The following is a 21,134-nucleotide window of genomic DNA, read 5'->3' as shown; positions in this document are numbered from 1 at the left end:
CTCGAACCGAGGCATTATTACATCTACTAGCAATCAAAAGAGCCAGTTTGGGATCATGCAGTAGCGATTGGCGGGCCGGCCACCTGGAGCGATGATCCGTTCATACCTGCTCAGCAATCCAAGTGGTTGTGAACCGCAGTACTCCCGGGATGTTCTCAGCCAAACTTGCGCCGATCGCCTTCTCGAGCTGACCGCCGACGAGCGGGATTTTGACCTCCACCTTCACCGCCGAGCGCAGGTGGGAGCCGGTGCCCGCCGGGGTTAGCCAGGTGTCCGCACGACTCGATCCCAATCCGCCGGCAGCAGAAGCGATGATCTTGCCTTGGACGCGGCCATCGCTCATGGCCCGCCACGTCTCGCGGTAGGAGAGTTTCAGGTCCCCGGGAAGGATCTTGGCGACGACCTCTGGCAGCATTTGGCGTCCCAAGTTTTGAGTGGCGTGTACGGCCACGGTGCCGTCGTCGCCGACGACCAGCGAATCAAGGGTCGCGCTGCCGTCTCCGGCGAGGCGTGCTAGCCAGTAATCCTCGCGGCTGAACGCCGCATGAAGCTGCCCAACGCTGGCAACTGATTCAGTCGAAATGTCGAATGAACGCGACATAGCTGATCATTCTTACCCCAGTGGCGCCCGCGGATGGTAAGGATCGTCGCGTGAATATCAACAACGGGTTGGTGATGCTGGCAGACGCTCTGCCGGGGGTTAACCGGATCAGGGCGGTTCAGCAGGCGCTCGCCGCACGGGTCAAGCCCGTCTACCTGGAGATTGGTGTCTCCCGAGGACAGGCATTCCAGCGGATCAGCGCCGACGTCAAGGTCGCCGTCGATCCTGCGTTCAAGATTCCCGCGCGCTCACGCCAGCTGGCCAACGCGAAAGCCCGCGAAACCCACTACTTCGAGATGACCAGCGACTCGTTTTTCGAAGGCCAGAAGGATTTCCTCGACAAGCATCAAATAGACGTCGCCCTCATCGACGGGTTGCATACCTATGAACAGGTGGTTCGCGATGTCGAGTACACCGTCCGACACTTGAAGGACGACGGCGTGATCTTCCTGCACGACTGCAACCCTGCGTTTGAACTGGCCGGACGCCGTGCTGAGTCGTGGGAGGAATTCATGGCGCAGCAGAAAGGGCGTCCGCTCGCGATCGGGATATGGAACGGCGATGTTTGGAAGGCGATCGTCCATCTGCGCAGTTCCCGGGATGACCTGGTGATCGGTGTACTCAAGTGTGATCAGGGCGTCGGTTTCGTGCGCAAAGGCACCCCGGAATCAACCTTGTCGTATTCGTCGGCGCAGATCGAGGCTCTCACCTATGCAGACCTCAAGGCCGACCGCAAACGCCTGCTCAACCTCAGGCCGCCCCGGTATCTCGACGAATTCCTCGCGGCCAGCGCCTCGACGTAGCCGCAATGAAGTTTGTTCTGGCAACTTGGGGCAGCCGCGGCGACATCGAGCCCACCCTCGCTGTCGGCCGGGAACTGGTGCGCCGCGGGCACAACGTTCTGATGGCGGTGCCGCCCGATCTGGTGGCGTTCACCGCGGAAGCCGGCCCCACGGCGGTGGCCTTCGGGCCGAACTCGCGGTCAATCCTCGATGCCCATCGCGACTTCTGGACCTGCTTCTTCCGCAATCCGTGGCAGCTGCGGGAACTCGTCAGATCGCGGGTCGCGATCGCCGGACCCTTGCTCAGGGGCTGGCAGGACATGAGCACCACACTCATGTCGTTGGCCGAGGGCGCCGACCTAATCTTCACTGGTATCAATTTCGAGGACGCCGCCGCTAATGTCGCCGAGCATTACGGCATCCCGCTAGCCACTCTGCACTACTTTCCGCTGCGGCCTAACGCTCAGGTTCTGTCTTTTCTGCCATCACGGTTGGCGCGCGCCGCCGTCGAGGTGTTCTGGTGGGTGTCGTGGCTAGGGACAAAAAAAGTCGAGGACGGTCAACGGCGCGAGCTGGGTCTGCCGAAGTCGACCGGTTCTGCAGCGCGACGAATCACCCGACGCGGGTCGCTGGAGATCCAGGCTTACGACGAAGCGTGTTTTCCGGGCCTGGCGGCCGAGTGGGCACAGGTGTCCGAACAGCGGCCATTCGTGGGGACGCTGACGCTGGAGCTTGCGACCGCCGACGACGAGGAGGTGCAGGCCTGGATCGCGGCGGCAAGTCCGCCGATCTTCTTCGGATTCGGCAGTATTCCGGTCGAATCTCCGGCCGACACGATCGCCATGATCGCTGCGGCGACCGCACGGTTGGGGGAGCGGGCGCTGATCGGGGCTGCCGGCACTGACTTCAGTGATGCGCCGTGCCCTGACCACGTCAAGGTGGTCGGCACGCTGAACTATGCGACCGTGTTTCCCGCATGCCGCGCGGTGGTCCACCACGGCGGCTCGAGTACTACGCCCATCGTGATGCGCGCTGGGATACCCCAACTCATCTTGTATTGGGATCTCGTTCACGCGATCTACGGGGCCGCGGTCAAGCGCCTGAAAGTGGGTACCGCGCGGCGCTTTTCGACGGCCACAGAGGAAACCTTGGTTGCCGATTTGCGAAAAATCCTGGCCCCGGATTACCTGCGCCGGGCCCATGACCTGGCGAATCAAATCACCGAACCAGCAAAAAGCGCTGTGGTCACTGCTGATCTTCTGGAAGAGTTCGCCCAATCCAGAATCCTCGGTTGACCGGCAGTCATGTCCTGCCGAGTTTCGCTGTACCCGGAGACAGACGAACTAACGATCGTCGTGGATTTCCGTCGGCTATTCCGGAGCGAGTCTCACGCCCTCTGATCCCCGGAAGTGACGCAGATGGAGTGCTTGAGCTGCCGCAAACGGCGCACGCGGACGCAGCCTTGTTGGCTGATGTGACAGCGGTCACATTCAACTGCATGATGGCTGTCACATCGCGGAGTAAAGTCTGGAACTCGTTCCACTGATCGACGAAATGTCGACTGTACTGACTGGAGACGCTGTGACCATCAACCCTTTTGATGACGAAGAGGGCAGCTTTTTGGTCCTGGTCAACGACGAACAGCAACATAGTCTCTGGCCGACTTTCGCCGAGGTGCCCGCCGGCTGGCAGGTCGTCTACGGTGAGGCGGCCCGGGCCGCGTGCTTGGATTACATCGAGCAAAATTGGCCGGACATCCGGCCAAAGAGTCTGCGCGAGAGACTGGCCGTGGGCGGACGCTCTGCGTAACGGATCTAGGGTCGGAGAATCCGATGCAGCGTGATGATTGTGCGCTTCCCCTGACGCGCGCGCAGCTCGACATCTGGCTTGCCCAAGAGACCGGTCATTCCAATACGGATTGGCAGATCGGCCTGCTGATGAAGATCGAGGGTCCGCTGGACCGCGATGTATTCGAATGGTCGATCGCCCGGGTGATGAAAGAGGCGGAGCCGGTTCGGGCGGCCTTCTTCGAGGAGGGCGGCAGAGTTTGGCAGCGAGCCGTCGATTACTCGGAAATTGAGGTTCGCTTCTACGATCTGAGTGCTTCCGACGACCCTGTCGCCGACGTCCATGCCCGTGCGCTGTCGATTCAGCGCACGCCGATGGATTTCGATGGTCCGTTGTTCCGGTACGCCTTATTTCAAACCAAAATCGATGAATTCTATGCGTTCGGGTGCTACCACCACATCATCGTCGACGCCGCCGGTATCGGGTTGATCGGCCATCGAATCGCGTCGGTGTATTCCGCCATTGTGGCCGGCGAGCCGGTGCCGGCGGCATTCTTCGGCTCGCTGAAAGATCTGGTCGACTTCGAAACAGCATACGAAACGTCGACAGACTATAGGGACGACGAGGCATATTGGGCACAGAATCTCCCTGCCGAGGACAGTTCGAATTACCGAGCCCCCGAAGCGGCCGGAGAGCTTGATTCGAGCTGGCGTTCGGAGCCGGTCCAGCTTGACCCCGCAATCATGCGCCGGGTGCACGAACTGTCCGAGGTTTGGAGGATGCCCCGAACCTCGATCATTACGGCGGCGTCCGCGTTGCTAGTGCGCGGCCGACTGGCCGAGGGTGCCGAGGTGGTGCTCGACTTCCCGGTGAGCCGGCGTTTGGACCCGGCAGCAAAGACATTGCCGGGTATGACGGCCGGTGTCGTGCCGCTGGTGCTGACCGTTCCAGCCGCTGAGACTGTCGTCGATTTCTGTCGGCACGTCGATTCGCGAATCCAGGAGTTACTGGCACATCAGCGATATCCGGTGCATGCGCTGGAACGCAAGACCATCCACCGCGGTTTGGCGCGACCGGCCGACCGCGTAGTCATCGATTTCTTCCCGCTTGCCTTCTCGCTGGATTTTGGCGGCATTCCAGCATCGGCGTCGATGAGCAATTCGGGTTTCGTCGGCGGTTTCGGATTTGTCTTCTCCGGGGTGGGCGATGAGCTGTATTTCAGCACGTTGGGCACCGGGCACCTGTTTTCGGATATGGACGTCGATGAACTGACCCACCGCTTGCAGCAGGTCTTGGTCGAGATGGCAGTCAATCCTGCGCGGCAACTCTCGTCGATCGATGTGCTCGACGCGACCGAGCGCGCCTGTTTGGACCAGTGGAGCAACCGGGCAGTCCTGACCGAGTTCGCCTCCGCTCCCGCCTCCATCCCGGCGGTGTTCGCTGCGCAGGTCGAACAAAATCCTGACGCGGTGGCGCTGACCTGGGGTGGTCAGTCGCAGACATACCGCGAAGTGGACGAGGCCGCTAACCGGCTGGCACACCTGCTCGTAAGCGCCGGCGTCGGCTCTGGGCAGCGAGTCGCGTTGCTGTTGCCGCGCTCAGCCCAGGCTGTTGTGTCGATTCTTGCCGTCTTGAAAACCGGAGCCGCGTACGTACCTATCGACCCCGCGGTGCCAGTGGCTCGAATGCAGTTCATGCTCGATGATGCCGCCCCGATAGCCGCGATCACCAACGCTGGGCTGGCCGACCGATTCGACGGGCGAGATCTGCGCGTCTTCGATATCGATGACATCACCATCGAAGGCCAGCCCAGCTCGGCGTTACCCACGCCAGCGCCCGACGAAATCGCCTACATCATCTACACCTCGGGCACGACCGGGACCCCCAAAGGGGTCGCCATCCCGCACAGCAACGTGATGCGGTTGCTGGACTCGATGGACGGCGATCTGAAGCTGGCGGGACAGGTTTGGTCGCAGTGGCACTCGCTGGCATTCGACGTATCGGTCTGCGAAATATGGGGAGCGTTGCTCCACGGCGGGCGGTTGGTAGTGGTGCCCGAATCGGTAGCGCGCGCACCGGAAGAGTTTCTCGCGTTGTTGGCCGCAGAGCGGGTCACCGTGCTGAGCCAGACACCGTCGGCATTCTATGCACTGCAAATGGCCGACGACCTCCTGCCAGACATCGCAAGTCAACTTCGGTTACAGGCTGTGGTGTTCGCTGGCGAGGCGTTGGAGCCCGAGCGCCTCCGGACGTGGTTGCGCAACCACCCGGAGACGCCGCGACTACTCAACTTGTACGGCACGACCGAGACGACAGTGCACGCGTCGTTCATGGATTTGATCGATGTCGGTGGCGAGTTGGTTGCGCAGCACGCCCGTGGTGATCGGGCAGCATCGGCCGCGACAGCCGCCGGCACTGCGATGTCGATTCCGGCGGTGCTCGAAATGAACGTGGCAAGGGCGCCTGATGCGGTGGCAGTGACCTATGACGGCCTGTCGCTGACCTACCGGGAGCTAGATGAAGTGTCCACCCGGTTAGCCCAGGTGCTGGCCGATCGTGGAGTCGATCCGTCGGTGCCGGTTGCGCGAATGGACTTTGTGCTCACGGATGCCGCACCAGCCGCTGCGATCACGAACAGTATGCTGGCCGAGCGGCTAGCACGACATGATCTGTCGGTCATCGACATCGGAGATTTCGGCGACTCTGCCGCCGACGGCGAACCCATTGCGGCGCTACCGATCCCGGATCCCGACGACGTCGCGTACGTCATCTACACGTCGGGCACCACCGGGACGCCGAAGGGCGTCGCCGTTCCCCACAGCAATGTGGTCCGGCTGCTCCAGACGCTGGCCGACGATATGGATCTGGTTCAGCGGGTGTGGTCGCAGTGCCATTCATTGGCGTTCGATTTCTCGGTCTGGGAAATCTGGGGTGCGCTGCTTCACGGCGGCCGGTTGGTGGTGGTGCCTGACGCTGTCGTCCGCTCACCGGAAGACTTCCACGCCCTGCTGGTCGCCGAGCAGGTCAGTGTGCTCAGCCAGACCCCGTCCGCGTTTTATGCGCTGCAGGGCGTCGACGCGCCGCCATCCGATCTCGCGCTGGAGGCAGTGGTCTTCGGTGGTGAGGCGTTAGACCCGCAGCGCCTCCGGCCATGGCTTCGTAACCACCCGGGATCGCCGCGGTTAATCAACATGTACGGCATAACCGAGACGACGGTCCATGCCTCGTTCCGGCAGATCCTGGCCGCCGACGCCGACTGCGTCGTCAGCCCCATCGGGGTGCCGCTGGCACATCTGGGCTTTTTTGTTCTCGATGGGTGGCTGCGGCCGGTGCCGCCAGGTGTTGTCGGGGAGTTGTACGTGGCCGGTGCCGCGCTGGCCTACGGCTATTTGGGTCGGGCCGGCCTGAGCGCATCCAGGTTCGTGGCGTGCCCCTTTGGTGCCGCCGGACAGCGGATGTACCGCACGGGCGACCTGATGCGTTGGAGTGCCGATGGGCAGCTCGAGTACGTTGGACGTGCCGATCAGCAGGTGAAGATCCGCGGCTACCGTATCGAACTCGGTGAGATTCAGGCGGCGCTGGCAGATATCGACGGGGTCCGGCAGGCCGTGGTGATCGCCCGCGAAGACCGCCCGGGCGACAAGCGCCTCGTCGGCTATATCACCGGATCGGCTAGCTCTGCTGGGGCCCGTGCACAACTGGCGGAGCGGCTGCCGTCGTATATGGTGCCCGCTGCGATTGTCGCGATCGATGTGCTGCCGCTGACCGTCAACGGCAAGCTCGACACCCGCGCGTTGCCTGCGCCGGAGTATCACGACGCCGGCAAGTACCAGGCACCAACCGACGCTGTGGAGGAGATTCTGGCCGGTATCTACGTCCAGGTGCTGGGTTTGGAACGGGTTGGCGTCGACGAGTCGTTCTTCGAGTTGGGCGGCGACAGTATCCTGTCGATGCAGGTGGTCGCTCGCGCCAGGGCGGCCGGGCTGCTGTGCCGCCCCCGGGATGTCTTCGTCGAGCAGACCGTGGCCCGGCTGGCCAGGGTGGCCACCTTGGTCGGCGTACCCGAAGGCGGAGACGACGGGGTCGGCCCGGTGCCGACCACTCCGATTGTCAGCTGGTTGCACGAGCTGCAAAAGGCTGGTCCGGTCGACCAGTTCAACCAGGCGGTGATGGTGCAGGCCCCGTCCGGCACCACCGAAGCCGACGTTGTGGTGATGGTGCAGGCTCTGCTCGATCGCCACGGCATGCTGCGCGTACGGGTCGACGACGACAAGAACGGTGGATGGTCGCTGACCGTGCCCGAAGCGGGTTCGGTGGATGCCCGCTCGTGTCTGCTCACCGTCGACGTCCTGACCGATGCGGTCATGATCGAGGCGAGGTCGCGGCTGAACCCGGTTGCCGGGGTGATGCTGAGCGCGATCTGGGTGGCCTCGACTGGGCGGCTGGTGGCCATGGTTCACCACCTATCAGTCGACGGGGTGTCGTGGCGAATCCTGTTAGAAGATCTGAACGTTGCCTGGGCGCAACATCGCGCCGGGCAACAGCCTGAGCTGGCGGAACCAGCCACGTCGTTTGCCCGGTGGGCGTCACTGCTCGCCGATTACGCGCACCAGCCGCACGTCGTCGCTCAGGCGCCGGTGTGGCGCCAGCTGGCCGAGGCCCCGGCGGCGCTGCCCGATGTGAGCCCCGAGGATGACACCTTCGGAACCGCGGGCTCCATGGCGATCGACCTGGATATCAAAACTACCCGCCTGCTGCTTGGCGAGGTTCCGGCGGCGTTCCACACCGGGGTGCACGAGATTCTGCTCATCGCCTTCGGGCTGGCGCTTGCGGAGTTCCTCGGGAACGGTGGCGAGCCGATCAGCATCGACGTCGAAGGGCACGGGCGCTCGGATGAACTGGTAGCCGAAGGCACCGACCTTTCTCGCACGGTTGGGTGGTTCACCAGCAAATACCCAGTGGTACTGCACGTCGGCGGCTTGGCCTGGGCCCAGGTCACCGCCGGCGGTGCTGAGTTAGGCGCGCTCGTCAAGGACATCAAAGAGCAGCTGGTGAGGCTGCCCGACGGGCTGACCTATGGCGTCTTGCGTTACCTGAATGACGACGTGAATCTCGACGGATCTGATCCGCCGATCGCCTTCAACTACCTCGGACGGCTCGGGGCGACGCGAGACCAAGCGACGCAGACGACCGACGAGGCGTGGGAGATCTGTTGGGACGGCCTCACGCAGGTGAACCCCAACGCCGAGATGCCCATGCCGTTAACACACACTTTGGAACTCAACGCAGGGACGGTCGACACCGACGATGGCCCGTATCTGCGCGCAGGATGGACATGGGCGTCGTCCGTACTGAAGGAGACTCAGGTCAACCGGCTCAGTCAACTATGGTTCGACGCCCTGGCCGGCATGTGTGCGCACGTGCGCGGCGGCGGTGGCGGGCTGACACCTTCGGATATCGCTGTTGGGCTCAGCCAGCAGCAGATCGATGAGCTTCAGCGGCAATATGCGGATAGCTGACGTATTGCCACTGACCCCGCTGCAGCAGGGGTTGCTTTTCCTGGCCAGTACCGCCGATGGCGGCGACCATCCATACGCGGTGCAGCTCAACATCACGCTCACCGGCCCGCTCGATGAGCAGCGCCTGCGGGCAGCCGTCCAGGCGGTGGTGGTCAGGCATCCGAATCTGGCGGCCCGCTTCTCGGAGAAGTTCGACGTACCCGTTCAGATCATCCCCGCCGACCCCGAGGCGCCCTGGGGCTATCTCGATCTCAGCGGAGCTCGCGGAATCGATGACCAGATCGCCCAGGTATGCGCCCAGGAGCGTGACGCGGTATGCGATCTTGCCGAGCAGCTGCCGTTTCGGGTGTCGTTGATTCGGACTGCGCCCAACCGGCACCTGCTGGTTCTGACCAACCATCACATCGTGCTGGACGGCTGGTCCTTGCCGATTCTGCTGGGGGAGATTTTCGCAGCTTATTACGGGAAGCGGTTGCCGCCGGCCGCGCCGTATCGCCGGTTCGTCACCTGGTTGGGCACGCGTGATCTTGACGCGGCACGGGGCGTCTGGGGTGAGGTGCTGGCCGGCTTCGAAACCCCGACCTTGGTCGGTTCAGCGGCTCGGGGTCAGCCTGGACGCCGCGCAGTCGCGTCGTTCGATCTGTCGGAAAGCACCACCAAGAGCCTCGGGGACCTGGCCCGGTCCTGTCACACCACGGTCAGCACCGTGTTGCAGGCCGCCTACGTCCAGCTGCTGGTATCTCTGACCGGAAATCCCGACGTCGCGTTCGGCACCACCGTGTCGGGGCGGCCCGACGAGGTGTTCGGTGCTGAGTCGATGGTCGGTCTGCTAATCAACACGATTCCCGTACGGGCGCGCGTCACCGCGTGGACCACCACCGCCGGCCTGCTCGATCAGCTGCAGCACGACCACGCCCAGACACTCGACCATCAGCATCTGGCGCTCAGCGAGATACATCGCGTCACCGGTCACGACCAGCTCTTCGACACGTTCTTCGTGTACGAGAACTATCCGATCGACGCGGCCACACTGTCCGGCGCCGACGGGCTGGCAGTTTCCGACTTCGCGCATCGCGAGTACAACCACTACCCGCTGGCGATACAGGCCATCCCCGGTGACGAGCTGACGCTGCGCGTCGAATACGACACCGACGTTTTCGACGCCACTGCGATTGAAGGTCTGGTCGAACGCTTCACGCGGGTGCTAGCGGTCATGATCGCCGATCCGTCCCGGCCGCTGTGTTCGATCGCTCTGCTCGACAGCGCCGAAGCGGAGACGTTGGATGGCTGGAGCAACCGGGCGGCCCTGACCGAGCCGGTGCCCGCTTCGGCGTCGATACCGGCAATGTTCGCTGCCCAGGTGGCACGCAACCCGGGGGCGCTGGCACTGACCTGCGGGGGTCAGTCGCTGACGTACCGCGAACTCGATACGGCCGCGAATCGGCTGGCGAATTTCCTGGCCGGTCGCGGTGTCGGCCCGGGGGAGCGCGTGGCGCTGCTGTTGCCGCGCTCGGCCGAGGCGAGCGTGGCGATTTTGGCGGTGCTCAAGACGGGGGCGGCGTATGTGCCGGTCGACCCGGCAGCTCCCGCGGCCCGCATGGAACTCGTGTTGGGAGATGCCGCGCCGACGAGCGTGATCACCAACGCGGCCCTGGCCGATCGGCTGGCCGGACTGGACCTGCGGATCGTCGACATCGACGATCCGGCCATCACGCTCCAGCCCAGCACCGCCCCGCCCGGGTCGGCCGCCCCTGACGACCTGGCCTATCTGATCTACACCTCGGGCACGACCGGCGTACCCAAGGGTTGCGCCATCACCCACGACAACGTTGTTCAGCTGCTCACGGCACTCGAGCGCAGCGTCGAACTGGCGGGTCAGGTCTGGTCGCAGTGGCATTCGCTGGCGTTCGACGTCTCCGTGTGCGAAATGTGGGGAGCGCTCCTCTACGGAGGGCGCCTGGTAGTAGTGCCCGAATCGGTGGCCCGTGTGCCCGAGGAATTTCACGCGCTGCTGGCCGCCGAACAGGTCACGGTTCTCAGCCAGACCCCGTCGGCGTTCTACGCACTCCAAACTGCCGACGCTCTGCAGCCCGAGCTGGGCAGGCAGCTGAAGCTAGCGGCGGTGATCTTCGCCGGCGAAGCGCTGGAACCCCAGCGCTTGACGACCTGGCTGGAGAATCACCCGGGTGCGCCGCGGCTGCTCAACCTCTACGGCACCACCGAGACGACGGTTCATGCATCGTTCCGAGAGATCGTTGCCGACGATGCCGACAGCGATGTCAGCCCGGTCGGCGTCCCGTTGTCCGACCTCGCGTTCTTCGTGCTGGATCAATGGCTGCGTCCAGTGCCCGCCGGGGTGATCGGCGAGCTGTATGTCGCGGGTCCGCAGACGGGACTCGGGTACTGGCGCCGACCCGGTCTGAGTTCGACCCGGTTCGTGGCGTGTCCTTACGGAGCGCCCGGACAGCGGATGTACCGAACCGGCGATTTGGCATGGTGGGGTACCGAGGGGCAGTTGCGGTACGTGGGCCGGGCCGACGAACAGGTCAAGATCCGGGGGTTCCGCATCGAGCTAGGCGAAGTGCGCTCGGTTCTCGCAACTGTCGAGGGTGTCGAGCAGGCGGTGGTGATCGCCCGCGAGGATCGCCCCGGTGACAAGCGCCTGGTCGGCTATATCACCGGAACAGCCGATCCGGTGCGGGTACGGGCTGCGCTGACCGAGCGACTGCCCGAATACATGGTGCCCGTCGCGATCATGGCCATCGACGCATTGCCATTGACGGTCAACGGCAAGCTCGACAGGCGTGCGTTGCCGGTTCCCGCGTTTTCGGATACTCACTCCTATCGCGCCCCGGAAACCGCCGTCGAGGAGATCCTGGCGGGCATTTTCGCCCGGGTACTGGGTGTGGACCGGGTAGGTGTGGACGAATCATTCTTCGATCTTGGCGGCGATTCGCTGTCGGCGATGCGCTTGGTCGCCGCGGTCAATACGGGTCTTAGTGCCGGACTTTCGGTGCGGACGTTATTCGAATCACCGACCGTCGCCCAGCTGGCACCCCGGATCGGCGGCGACGAAAGCCGCCTGGAGCCTCTCACGGCGATGGCTCGGCCTACCGTGATCCCGCTGTCGTTTTCCCAGAACCGGTTGTGGTTCCTCGACCAATTGCAAGGGGCCTCAGCGACATACAACATGCCGGTCGGTCTGCGGATGCAGGGCACACTCAACGCCGACGCGCTGGGATTGGCGCTGGCCGACGTGGTGCGACGCCACGAGACCTTGCGTACAATTTTCGTGGCGAACGACGGGATTCCGCAACAGGTGGTGCTTCCGCCCGAGCGCGCGGACTTCGGCTGGGACGTCGTCGACGCCACCGACTGGTCAGACGACCAGCTGGACAGGGCGATAAGCGATGTCGCGCGTCATGCATTCGACCTGACTACTGAAATACCCTTACACGCGAAGCTTTTCCGCGTCAGCGAAAACGAACACGTGGTCGTGTCGGTGGCTCACCACATCGCTGCCGACGGCCTGTCCATGGGCCCCATGGTGCGCGATCTAGGCACCGCTTACGTCAGCCGGTGCTTCGGAATAGCTCCGCCATGGGCCGAATTGCCGGTGCAATACATCGATTACACGCTCTGGCAGCGTGCGCAGTTCGGCGAGCTGGACGATAGTGACAGTCTGATTGCCAGGCAATTGGCCTATTGGCAAGGCGCGCTGGCCGGGATGCCCGAGCTGCTGCAGTTACCGACCGACCGGCCGTACCCGCCGGTTGCCGATCAGCGTGGAGCGAGTATCGCGATCAGCTGGCCGATCGAGCTCCAACAGCGGATCGCGGAGGTGGCGCGCGGACATAATGCGACGGCCTTCATGCTCGTTCAGGCCGCCTTAGCAATGCTATTAGGCAGACTCGCTGCGAGTTCCGATGTGGCAGTGGGCTTTCCGATCGGTGGGCGTCGGGACTCCGCCCTCGACGACTTGATTGGCTTCTTCGTCAACACCTTGGTCTTGCGGGTCGACGTTGGCGGCGATCCGACCGTCGCTGAGTTGCTGGCTCAGGTGCGGACCCGCAGCCTGGCAGCCTACGAGCACCAGGATGTGCCTTTCGAGGTGGTCGTTGATCGGCTCAACCCCACCCGATCGTTGACCCATCACCCGCTGGTCCAGGTCATGCTGGCCTACCGCAGCCTGCCCGGGGAGACCAGCGACGAAATCGCCTTGGCCCTGGGTGATCTGCAGATCAACCAGATTCCTCTCGACACGGATACTGCCCGGGTGGATTTGGCGTTCTCGGTCAACGAACGCTGGACCAAGTCCGGTGAACCGACCGGCATGACCGTGCTGGCCGAATTCCGTACCGACGTGTTCGACGCCGCCAGCATCGAAGCGCTCATCGAACGGCTGCGCCGAGTGCTGGTGGCGATGACGGTCGACCCGGCCCGACGTCTGTCGACGATCGACGTGCTTGACTCGGCCGAGCACGCCCGCCTCGACGAAGTTGGCAACCGCGCGGTACTGGCACGCTCCGTGCCAGGCACCCTCTCGATCCCTGAGCTCTTTGCCGCACAGGCAAGGCTCACCCCTGACGTCGCGGTGCTGACTGACGGCCAGATCTCGATGAGCTACCGCGAACTGGACGAGGCATCAAGTAGGTTCGCGAATTTGCTTATCGATGAAGGTGTGGGCGGGGGTGCCACGGTTGGACTGCTGCTGGACCGATCCGCAGAAGCCGTTGTCGTCATGCTGGCGGCGCTGAAGGTCGGGGCTGCCTATGTCGCGATCGATCCGGCGCTTCCGCAGTCCCGGATCGCATTCATGCTCACCGACGCCGCACCCGCTGTGGTTGTCACAACGGCGGATCTGAGACCGCGGCTAGCCGGACACGATGTCGCGCTTCTCGATATACGGGATCCAGCGATCGGCAGTCGGCCGAGCACGGCGTTACCCCCGCCGGACCCCGACAATGTCGCTTACCTCATCTACACCTCGGGCACCACCGGCATGCCCAAAGGGGTGGCGGTCAGCCACCGCAATCTGGCTCATCTCGCCGACTCGGCACCGGAAGGTCTGCCTGCGAGACAGGTCTGGACGCAGTGCCATTCGTACGCCTTTGACTTCTCGGTGTGGGAGATCTGGGCTGCGCTGCTCGGCGGCGGGCGACTAGTCGTGGTGCCCGACGCCGTGACTCACTCACCAGACGACTTCCACGAGCTGCTGGTCGCCGAACAGGTCAACGTGCTGACCCAAACTCCGTCCGCAGTGAGTGCGTTGCGCCCGCAAGGTCTTGAATCGGTGGCGCTGCTGCTCGGCGGCGAGGCCTGCCCGGCTGAGGTCGTCGAACAGTGGGCAGACGGTCGTGCAGTGATCAACGCCTACGGACCCACCGAGGTCACGATCTATGCGTCGATGAGCGCGCCGCTTACTCCGGGGCCGGCATTGTCTGCTGTCGCGCCGATCGGGGCGCCAGTCCCGACCGCGGCACTGTTCGTCCTCGATGAGCGGCTGCGGCCGGTGCCCATAGGGGTGGCTGGTGAGTTGTATGTCGCCGGCCGCGGTGTGGCCATGGGCTATATCGGCCGAACCGGTTTGACCGCTTCACGTTTCGTAGCCTGCCCGTTCGGTGAGCCCGGCGCGCGGATGTATCGCACCGGGGACCTGGTGCGGTGGCGCGCCGACGGCCAGCTCGATTATGTCGGCCGTACCGATGAGCAAGTCAAGATCCGGGGGTATCGCATCGAGCTTGGCGAGATCCAAGCTGCCCTGAATGAAGTGGACGGTGTCGAGCAGGCGGTGGTGATCGCCCGCGAGGACCGCCCCGGCGACCTACGCCTGGTGGGTTATATCACCGGGACGGCGGATCCTGCGAAGGCGCGGGTCGCGGTCGCCGAGCGGCTCCCCGCATACATGGTACCCGCGGCGGTGATATCGCTTGATTCCCTACCGCTGACCGTCAGTGGCAAGCTCGATCGGCGAGCATTGCCAGCGCCCGACTACACAAGGACCGAAAGTTATCGGGCACCAGTCACTCTCGCGGAGGAGTTGCTGGCAGGCATCTTCGCCCGAGTGCTGGGTGTGGAGCGGGTCGGGTTGGATGACTCGTTCTTCGAGTTGGGCGGCGATTCCCTCTCGGCGATGCGCCTGGTCGCCGCCGTCAACACCGGCATGGGTGCGGCGCTGGCCGTGCGGACGGTATTCGAGTCTCCAACGGTGGCTCAGCTGGCCCCGCGCGTGGGCGCGGGCGAAGGGCAGCTTGATCCTCTGAAGACGGTGGAGCGACCGGCCGTGGTTCCGTTGTCGTTCGCTCAGAACCGTTTGTGGTTCGTCGATCAGTTGCAGGGTCCGTCACCGGTGTACAACCTGGCGGTTGCCCTTCGGTTGCGGGGCGACCTCGATGCCGAGGCGCTGGGCCTTGGGTTGGCCGACGTCGTGGGCCGCCACGAGAGTCTGCGGACCCAGTTCGTCGCGCCTGACGGCATCCCGCAGCAGGTGGTGGTCGATCGCGGGCAGGCGGGATTCGGCTGGCAGGTTGTCGATGCCGATGCATGGTCGGAAAGCCGGCTGGTCGCAGCCATCGAGGCGACGGCATTGCACGCGTTTGATCTCGCGACTGAAATCCCGCTTAGATCAAGGCTATTTCGCGTCAGCGACGATGACCACGTATGGGTGGCCGCGGTGCACCACATCGCTGCCGACGGGTGGTCGATCGCTCCGTTGGTTGCCGACCTGGGCGTGGCGTACGCCGCCCGCTGCGCCGGCAAGGCGCCCGATTGGCCCGAATTGCCGGTGCAGTACGTCGACTACACGCTGTGGCAGCGGGCACAGTTCGGTGATCTGGACGATCGCGACAGCCTCATCGCCGCGCAGCTAGATTACTGGCTGGAAGCCCTCTCAGGGATGCCGGAACGGCTCGCGTTGCCCACCGACCGACCCTATCCGCAGGTCTCCGATCAGCGGGGTGCCACTGTCACCATCGAGTGGCCGGTTGACCTCCAGCAGCAGATCGCGCTGATGGCGCGCGAACATAGCGTGACGAGCTTTATGGTGATGCAGGCCTCCCTCTCAGTGCTGCTCGCCGTGCTGAGCGCGAATCCCGATGTCGCAGTTGGCTTCCCGATTGCTGGTCGGCGTGACCCCGCGCTGGATGGGCTGGTGGGTTTCTTCGTCAACACCCTAGTGCTGCGCCTCGATCTCGCCGGTGATCCCAGCGTGTCCGAGGTGCTTGCGCATGTTCGTAGCCGCAGCCTGGCCGCATATGAGCACCAGGATGTGCCCTTCGAGGTAGTTGTCGAACGGTTGAACCCCACGCGGTCGTTGACCCACCATCCACTCGTTCAGGTCATGCTGGCCTGGCAGAACCTTCCCCTGGACGCCACCGAATCGGCGGCCGGGCTGACTCTTGGTGATTTGGATGTCGCCGAAATGCCGGTGCACACTGGTGCGGCCCGAATGGACTTGTCATTCTCGTTGGCCGAAGGTCGGAATGCAGCAGGCGATCCCACCGGCATCAATGGCTTTGTGGAATTTCGTACCGATGTGTTCGATGAGGCTACCGTCGTAACTCTGGTCGAACGGTGGCGCCGCGTCCTGGTTGCGATGACCGCCGGACCCGATGTGCGGTTGTCGTCGATTGACGTGCTGGACACCGACGAGCATGCCCGGCTGAACAAGTGGGGCAACCGGGCGATGCTATCCGTGCCGGGGTCGGCGCCAGTGTCGATTCCTGCGGCGTTCGCCGTGCAGGTCGCGCGTTGTCCCCAGGCGCCGGCGCTAACCTGGGGCGGTCGGTCTTGGACCTATCGGGAGCTCGATGATGCGTCCAATCGGTTGGCGCACCTGTTGATCGACCGGGGTATCGGTGCCGGGCAGCGGGTGGCGTTGTTGTTGCCAAGGACTGCCCAGGCAGTCGTGGCGACTCTGGCCGTCGCGAAAACCGGGGCAGCCTATGTGCCGATCGATCCCTCGGTGCCGCCAGCACGGATGGACTTCGTCTTGACCGACGCTGCGCCGGCCGCCGTGATTACCACGGCGGAGCTCGCCGACCGGCTGGACGGGCGTCATCTGTTAGTTCTCGATATCGACGATCCCGCCGCCACGGACCAGCCCGTGACGCAACTGCCGGCACCGGCCCCAGATGACGTCGCGTACGTCATTTACACGTCGGGAACGACCGGAACCCCAAAGGGTGTGGCGATCCCGCATCGCAACGTCACCGGACTGTTGGAGACGCTCGACACCGATATGGGTCTGGCCGGACAGGTTTGGACGCAGTGCCATTCGTTGGCCTTCGACTACTCGGTGTGGGAGATCTGGGGCCCGCTGCTCTACGGCGGCCGCGTTGTCGTCGTGCCCGACCCGGTGGTCCGGTCGCCCGAGGACTTTCTCGCGCTGCTGGTGTCCGAGCGCGTCACGGTGCTGAGCCAGACACCTTCGGCGTTCTATGCGCTGCAAGCCGCCGACGAGTTGTCCCCAGAGCTGGGGAGTCGGCTGGTGCTTGAGGCAGTGGTCTTTGGTGGGGAAGCTCTTGAGCCGCAACGGCTTACCTCTTGGGTGCAACGACATCCTCGTTCGCCGCGCCTGATCAACATGTACGGAATCACCGAGACGACGGTGCACGCCTCTTTCCGAGAGATCCACCAGGCGGACATCGACAGTGCCATCAGCCCCATTGGTGTGCCGCTGACGCATCTGGCCTTCTTTGTGCTCGACGATTCATTGCGATTGGTGCCCCCCGGTGTTGTCGGCGAGTTGTATGTGGCTGGTCGGGGTTTGGCGTACGGATACATCGGGCGCGCGGGACTCAGTGCCTCGCGATTCATTGCCTGTCCGTTCGGTGAGCCGGGGGCGCGAATGTACCGCACCGGTGACCTGATGTGTTGGGGTGCAGACGGTGAACTTCGGTACATGGGTCGCGCTGATGAGCAGGTGAAGATCCGTGGCTACCGCATCGAGCTCGGTGAGGTCCAAGCCGCGTTGGACGCGGTAGACGGGGTGACTCAGGCGGAGGTGATCGCACGCGAAGATCGACCCGGCGATAAGCGTCTGGTCGGCTACGTCACCGGCACGGTAGATTCGGCCGCGGTGCGCGCCGCGCTCGCCGAGCGGCTGCCCGAGTACATGATTCCGGCCGCCGTGGTCGTAGTTGAGTCAATGCCATTGACGGTCAACGGGAAACTAGACAAGCGAGCCCTACCTGAACCAGAGTATCAAGACGTCGACTCATATCGAGCTCCGGCCGATGCCGTGGAGGAGATCCTGGCCGGCATCTATGCCCAGGTACTGGGGTTGGAACGGGTAGGAGTCGACGAGTCATTCTTCGAACTCGGTGGGGACAGCATTCTTTCGATGCAGGTCGTCGCGCGGGCACGCGCGGCCGGAGTGCTCTGCCGGCCGCGCGACATCTTCGTCGAGCAGACGGTCGCGCGGCTTGCCCGGGTAGCCGGCTCGACGAGCGGTGCGGATCAAGCTGTCGATGCCGGTGTCGGCCCATTGCTGGCAACCCCAATCATCCGGTGGCTGCAGGAAGTTCAAGGCCCAGTCGAGGAGTTCAATCAGACTGTGGTCGTACAGGCTCCGATCGGTGTCACCGAGGAGGATGTCGTAACGGTATTGCAGGCCTTGCTGGATCAACATGCCATGCTCCGGCTGCGGGCCGCCCCCGGCGAGGGCGGGGCCTGGGAGCTGACGGTGCCTGAGCCGGGCACTCTGGACGCACGTCGATGCCTTCAGACGGTCGATGTGTTGTCGGACGACATTGTGATAGCGGCTCGTTCGCGGTTGGACCCGGCCGCGGGACAGATGGTGAGCGCATTGTGGGTCCCCCCCTCCGGTCAGCTGGTACTGATCGCGCACCATCTGGTGGTTGACGGTGTGTCGTGGCGGATCATTCTCGAGGACCTGAACCTCGCGTGGGCGCAGCATCGCGGTGGCCGACAGGTGTCTTTGCCGGCACCGGGGACCTCGTTCGCCCGATGGGCGGACGTTTTGGCCGAGTATGCGCATCACCCGGACGTCCTCGCCGATGTGGAGTCCTGGCTCCAGATTGCCGCCGTACCTACATCGCTGCCGCAGGTACAGCCCGACGTCGACACCTATGCCGAAGCTGGGAGCTTATCGGTAGAACTCGACCCCGAGACCACCCGGATGCTACTCGGCGAGGTCCCGGCGGCGTTCCACGCCGGCATCAACGATGTCTTGCTGATTGCGTTCGGGCTGGCAATCGCCGAATTCCAGGGGACCAGCGAATTGCCGATCGTCATCGACGTGGAGGGTCACGGGCGCGAAGAGGATCGGGTCGGCTCCCACACGGACGGCATCGATCTGTCCCGAACGGTGGGCTGGTTCACCACGAAATACCCTGTCGTCGTGAATGTCGGCGGGTTGGACTGGGAGCAGGTCACCTCCGGAAGCGCGGATCTGGGAGCTGTAATCAAGGACGCCAAAGAGCAGATTCGTTCTATGCCAGACGGATTGACCTATGGAATGCTTCGCTACCTGAGCGAGGACTCACGGCTGAACAGTTCCGATCCGTCCATCGGGTTCAACTACCTGGGCCGCATGGGCGCTGCAGCCGGAGATGCATCGGGCGACTACTGGGAGATACGTGCCGACAGCTGGAAGGTAGCGGGTGTCGCCGCGGCGATCTCCATGCCGTTGATGCATACAGTCGAGCTCAACGCTGGTGTCGTGGAAACCGCCGATGGCCCTCGCCTGCGCGCCGGGTGGACGTGGGCGCCGTCGGCGCTGGATTTCGAACAAATCAATCGACTGAGCCGTTTGTGGTTTGACGCGCTTTCCGGCATCTGCGGCTACGTCGAGGACGGTGGCGGCGGATTGACGCCATCGGACATTGCACCGGCGAGCCTGTCGCAGAATCAGATTGACGAGCTATGCGGTCAAGGCCAGGTCGCCGACATAGTGCCGCTGACGCCGTTGCAAGAGGGCCTGTTATTCCACGCGAACATCGCGCATGGCTGCGGTGACGATGTTTACGCGGTGCAACTGGACATCACGCTGACTGGCAGGCTCGACCAACATCGACTCCGTGATGCACTGCATTCGGTAGTCCAGCGTCACCCGAACCTGGCCGCGCGCTTCTGGCAGGAGTTCGACCAACCGGTGGCGGTCATCCCGTCCGATCCGCAGGTGGCGTGGCGGTATGAAAAGCTCTACGGCTCAGACGTAGAAGAGCAGATCACGCTACTGTGCGCCGACGAACGCACGGCGGTGTGCGACCTGGCCGGCCAAGTCCCATTGAGGGCGGTGTTGGTCCGCGTCGCGACCGACCAGCACCGGTTTGTGCTGACCAACCACCACATATTGCTCGATGGCTGGTCGCTGCCCGTTGTGTTGGGTGAAATGTTCGCCCACTACTACGGGCAGCGACTGCCCGCGCCGGTGCCTTACCGCAGGTTTGTCACCTGGCTTGCCGATCGGGATCTCGATGCGGCAAGGGAAGCATGGCGTTGTGTGCTGTCCGACTTCGACACTCCAACGCTGCTCGGCCCGCGGATACGCCTCGGATTGGTGCCGAGAAGTACTACGGCACTGAGGGTGTCCGAACGCACCACCAGTGCGCTCCACGAACTGGCTCGGAAATACCACACCACCGTCGGTACCGTATTGCAGGGCGCTTTCGCTCAACTCCTTGTGTCGCTGACTGGCCAACGTGACGTTGCCTTCGGCTCCGTCGTCTCGGGCAGGTCGGATGAGGTCGTAGGGTCGGACGCTATGGTGGGCCTGTTCATCAACACTGTCCCGGTCCGCGCGATCGTCACCCCGTCGACCACGACCGCCGATCTGCTCGACCAACTGCGGCACTTCCGAAGTCAAACCATCGATCATGAACATTTGGGTCTCAACGAGATTCACCGAGCCGTCGGCCAGCGGCAGTTGTTCGACTCGGTCTTCGTCTACGAGAACTATCCGACCGATTCCGCCGCGTTGTCGGGTGCTGATGGGTTGGCCATCACCCGGGTCGACAACCGTGACCACTACCATTACCCGCTGACGATTCAGGCGGTACCGGGCGACGAACTCGAGCTTCGGATCCAATATCGCACAGATGTTTTCGGCGACGGCGACATCGAAGACTTGACCGAACGCCTCGATCAGATTCTGGTCGTGATGACTGATGATGCAAACCAGCCGCTATTTCCAGCCGACGAATTAGGTGCTCGCCCCGCGGGACGCCTACAGATACATGAGGATCCGGTCAGTCCGATCGAGCAGGTCCTCGTCGATATCTTCCGGCAGGTGCTAGGCGTGGATCACGTCGGCGTCGATGACTCGTTTTTCGACTTGGGCGGGGACTCCCTGTCCGCAATGCGAGTAGTCGCCGCGATCGACACCCTACTTGGCACCCGGCTCGCGGTGACCGCGGTATTCGATGCGCCGACCGTGCGCGCGCTGAGTCGGCAATATGAACTAGGGGCGCTGCGGTAAAC

6 protein-coding genes are annotated in these 21,134 nt (G+C 63.8%); 5 read left to right on the top strand and 1 reads right to left on the bottom strand.

The window, feature by feature from the left end; translation table 11 throughout:
• Positions 1-100 precede the first annotated feature (100 nt).
• Positions 101-601, bottom strand: coding sequence for a DUF2505 family protein (locus ADBZ9K_RS09385; RefSeq protein ID WP_526619797.1), 501 nt, complete (start codon positions 599-601; stop codon positions 101-103).
• A 74-nt stretch (positions 602-675) separates the two neighbouring features.
• Between ADBZ9K_RS09385 and ADBZ9K_RS09380 the strand changes: the two genes are divergently transcribed.
• The 5 genes from ADBZ9K_RS09380 (at position 676) to ADBZ9K_RS09360 (ending at position 21,132) form a co-directional block, all read left to right on the top strand.
• Entirely contained in the window at positions 676-1,404 is a 729-nt protein-coding gene (locus ADBZ9K_RS09380) for a class I SAM-dependent methyltransferase (RefSeq protein WP_526620854.1), read from the top strand.
• 5 nt (positions 1,405-1,409) lie between these two features.
• Positions 1,410-2,678, top strand: a complete 1,269-nt coding sequence (locus ADBZ9K_RS09375; RefSeq protein ID WP_526619796.1) for a glycosyltransferase — start codon at positions 1,410-1,412, stop codon at positions 2,676-2,678.
• Between the two features lie 286 nt (positions 2,679-2,964).
• The gene (locus ADBZ9K_RS09370) at positions 2,965-3,192 is read left to right on the top strand and encodes an MbtH family protein (protein WP_526619795.1); all 228 of its coding nucleotides are present in this window, start codon (positions 2,965-2,967) and stop codon (positions 3,190-3,192) included.
• Positions 3,193-3,215: 23 nt separating this feature from the next.
• Complete coding sequence (locus tag ADBZ9K_RS09365) at positions 3,216-8,690, top strand: amino acid adenylation domain-containing protein (protein ID WP_526619794.1); 5,475 nt, start codon at positions 3,216-3,218, stop codon at positions 8,688-8,690.
• Positions 8,635-21,132: an amino acid adenylation domain-containing protein gene (locus tag ADBZ9K_RS09360; protein WP_526619793.1), complete on the top strand. Its 12,498-nt coding sequence runs from the start codon at positions 8,635-8,637 to the stop codon at positions 21,130-21,132. Before ADBZ9K_RS09365 ends, ADBZ9K_RS09360 begins: the two co-directional genes overlap by 56 nt.
• The last annotated feature ends 2 nt before the right edge of the window (positions 21,133-21,134 follow it).

Origin of the sequence: Mycobacterium sp. (assembly GCF_965229265.1) — a bacterium.
In the GTDB taxonomy this organism is placed as follows: Bacteria; Actinomycetota; Actinomycetes; order Mycobacteriales; family Mycobacteriaceae; genus Mycobacterium.
The sequence above is the reverse complement of the archived record's forward strand: the minus strand, read 5'-3'. Positions and strand labels throughout refer to the sequence as shown.

Bases quoted from the DNA above. Each gene is read 5' to 3' on its own strand.
- ADBZ9K_RS09380 (WP_526620854.1), top strand. From the start codon at position 676: ATGCTGGCAGACGCTCTGCCGGGGGTTAACCGGATCAGGGCGGTTCAG.
- ADBZ9K_RS09385 (WP_526619797.1), bottom strand. From the start codon at position 601: ATGTCGCGTTCATTCGACATTTCGACTGAATCAGTTGCCAGCGTTGGG.
- ADBZ9K_RS09375 (WP_526619796.1), top strand. From the start codon at position 1,410: ATGAAGTTTGTTCTGGCAACTTGGGGCAGCCGCGGCGACATCGAGCCC.
- ADBZ9K_RS09365 (WP_526619794.1), top strand. From the start codon at position 3,216: ATGCAGCGTGATGATTGTGCGCTTCCCCTGACGCGCGCGCAGCTCGAC.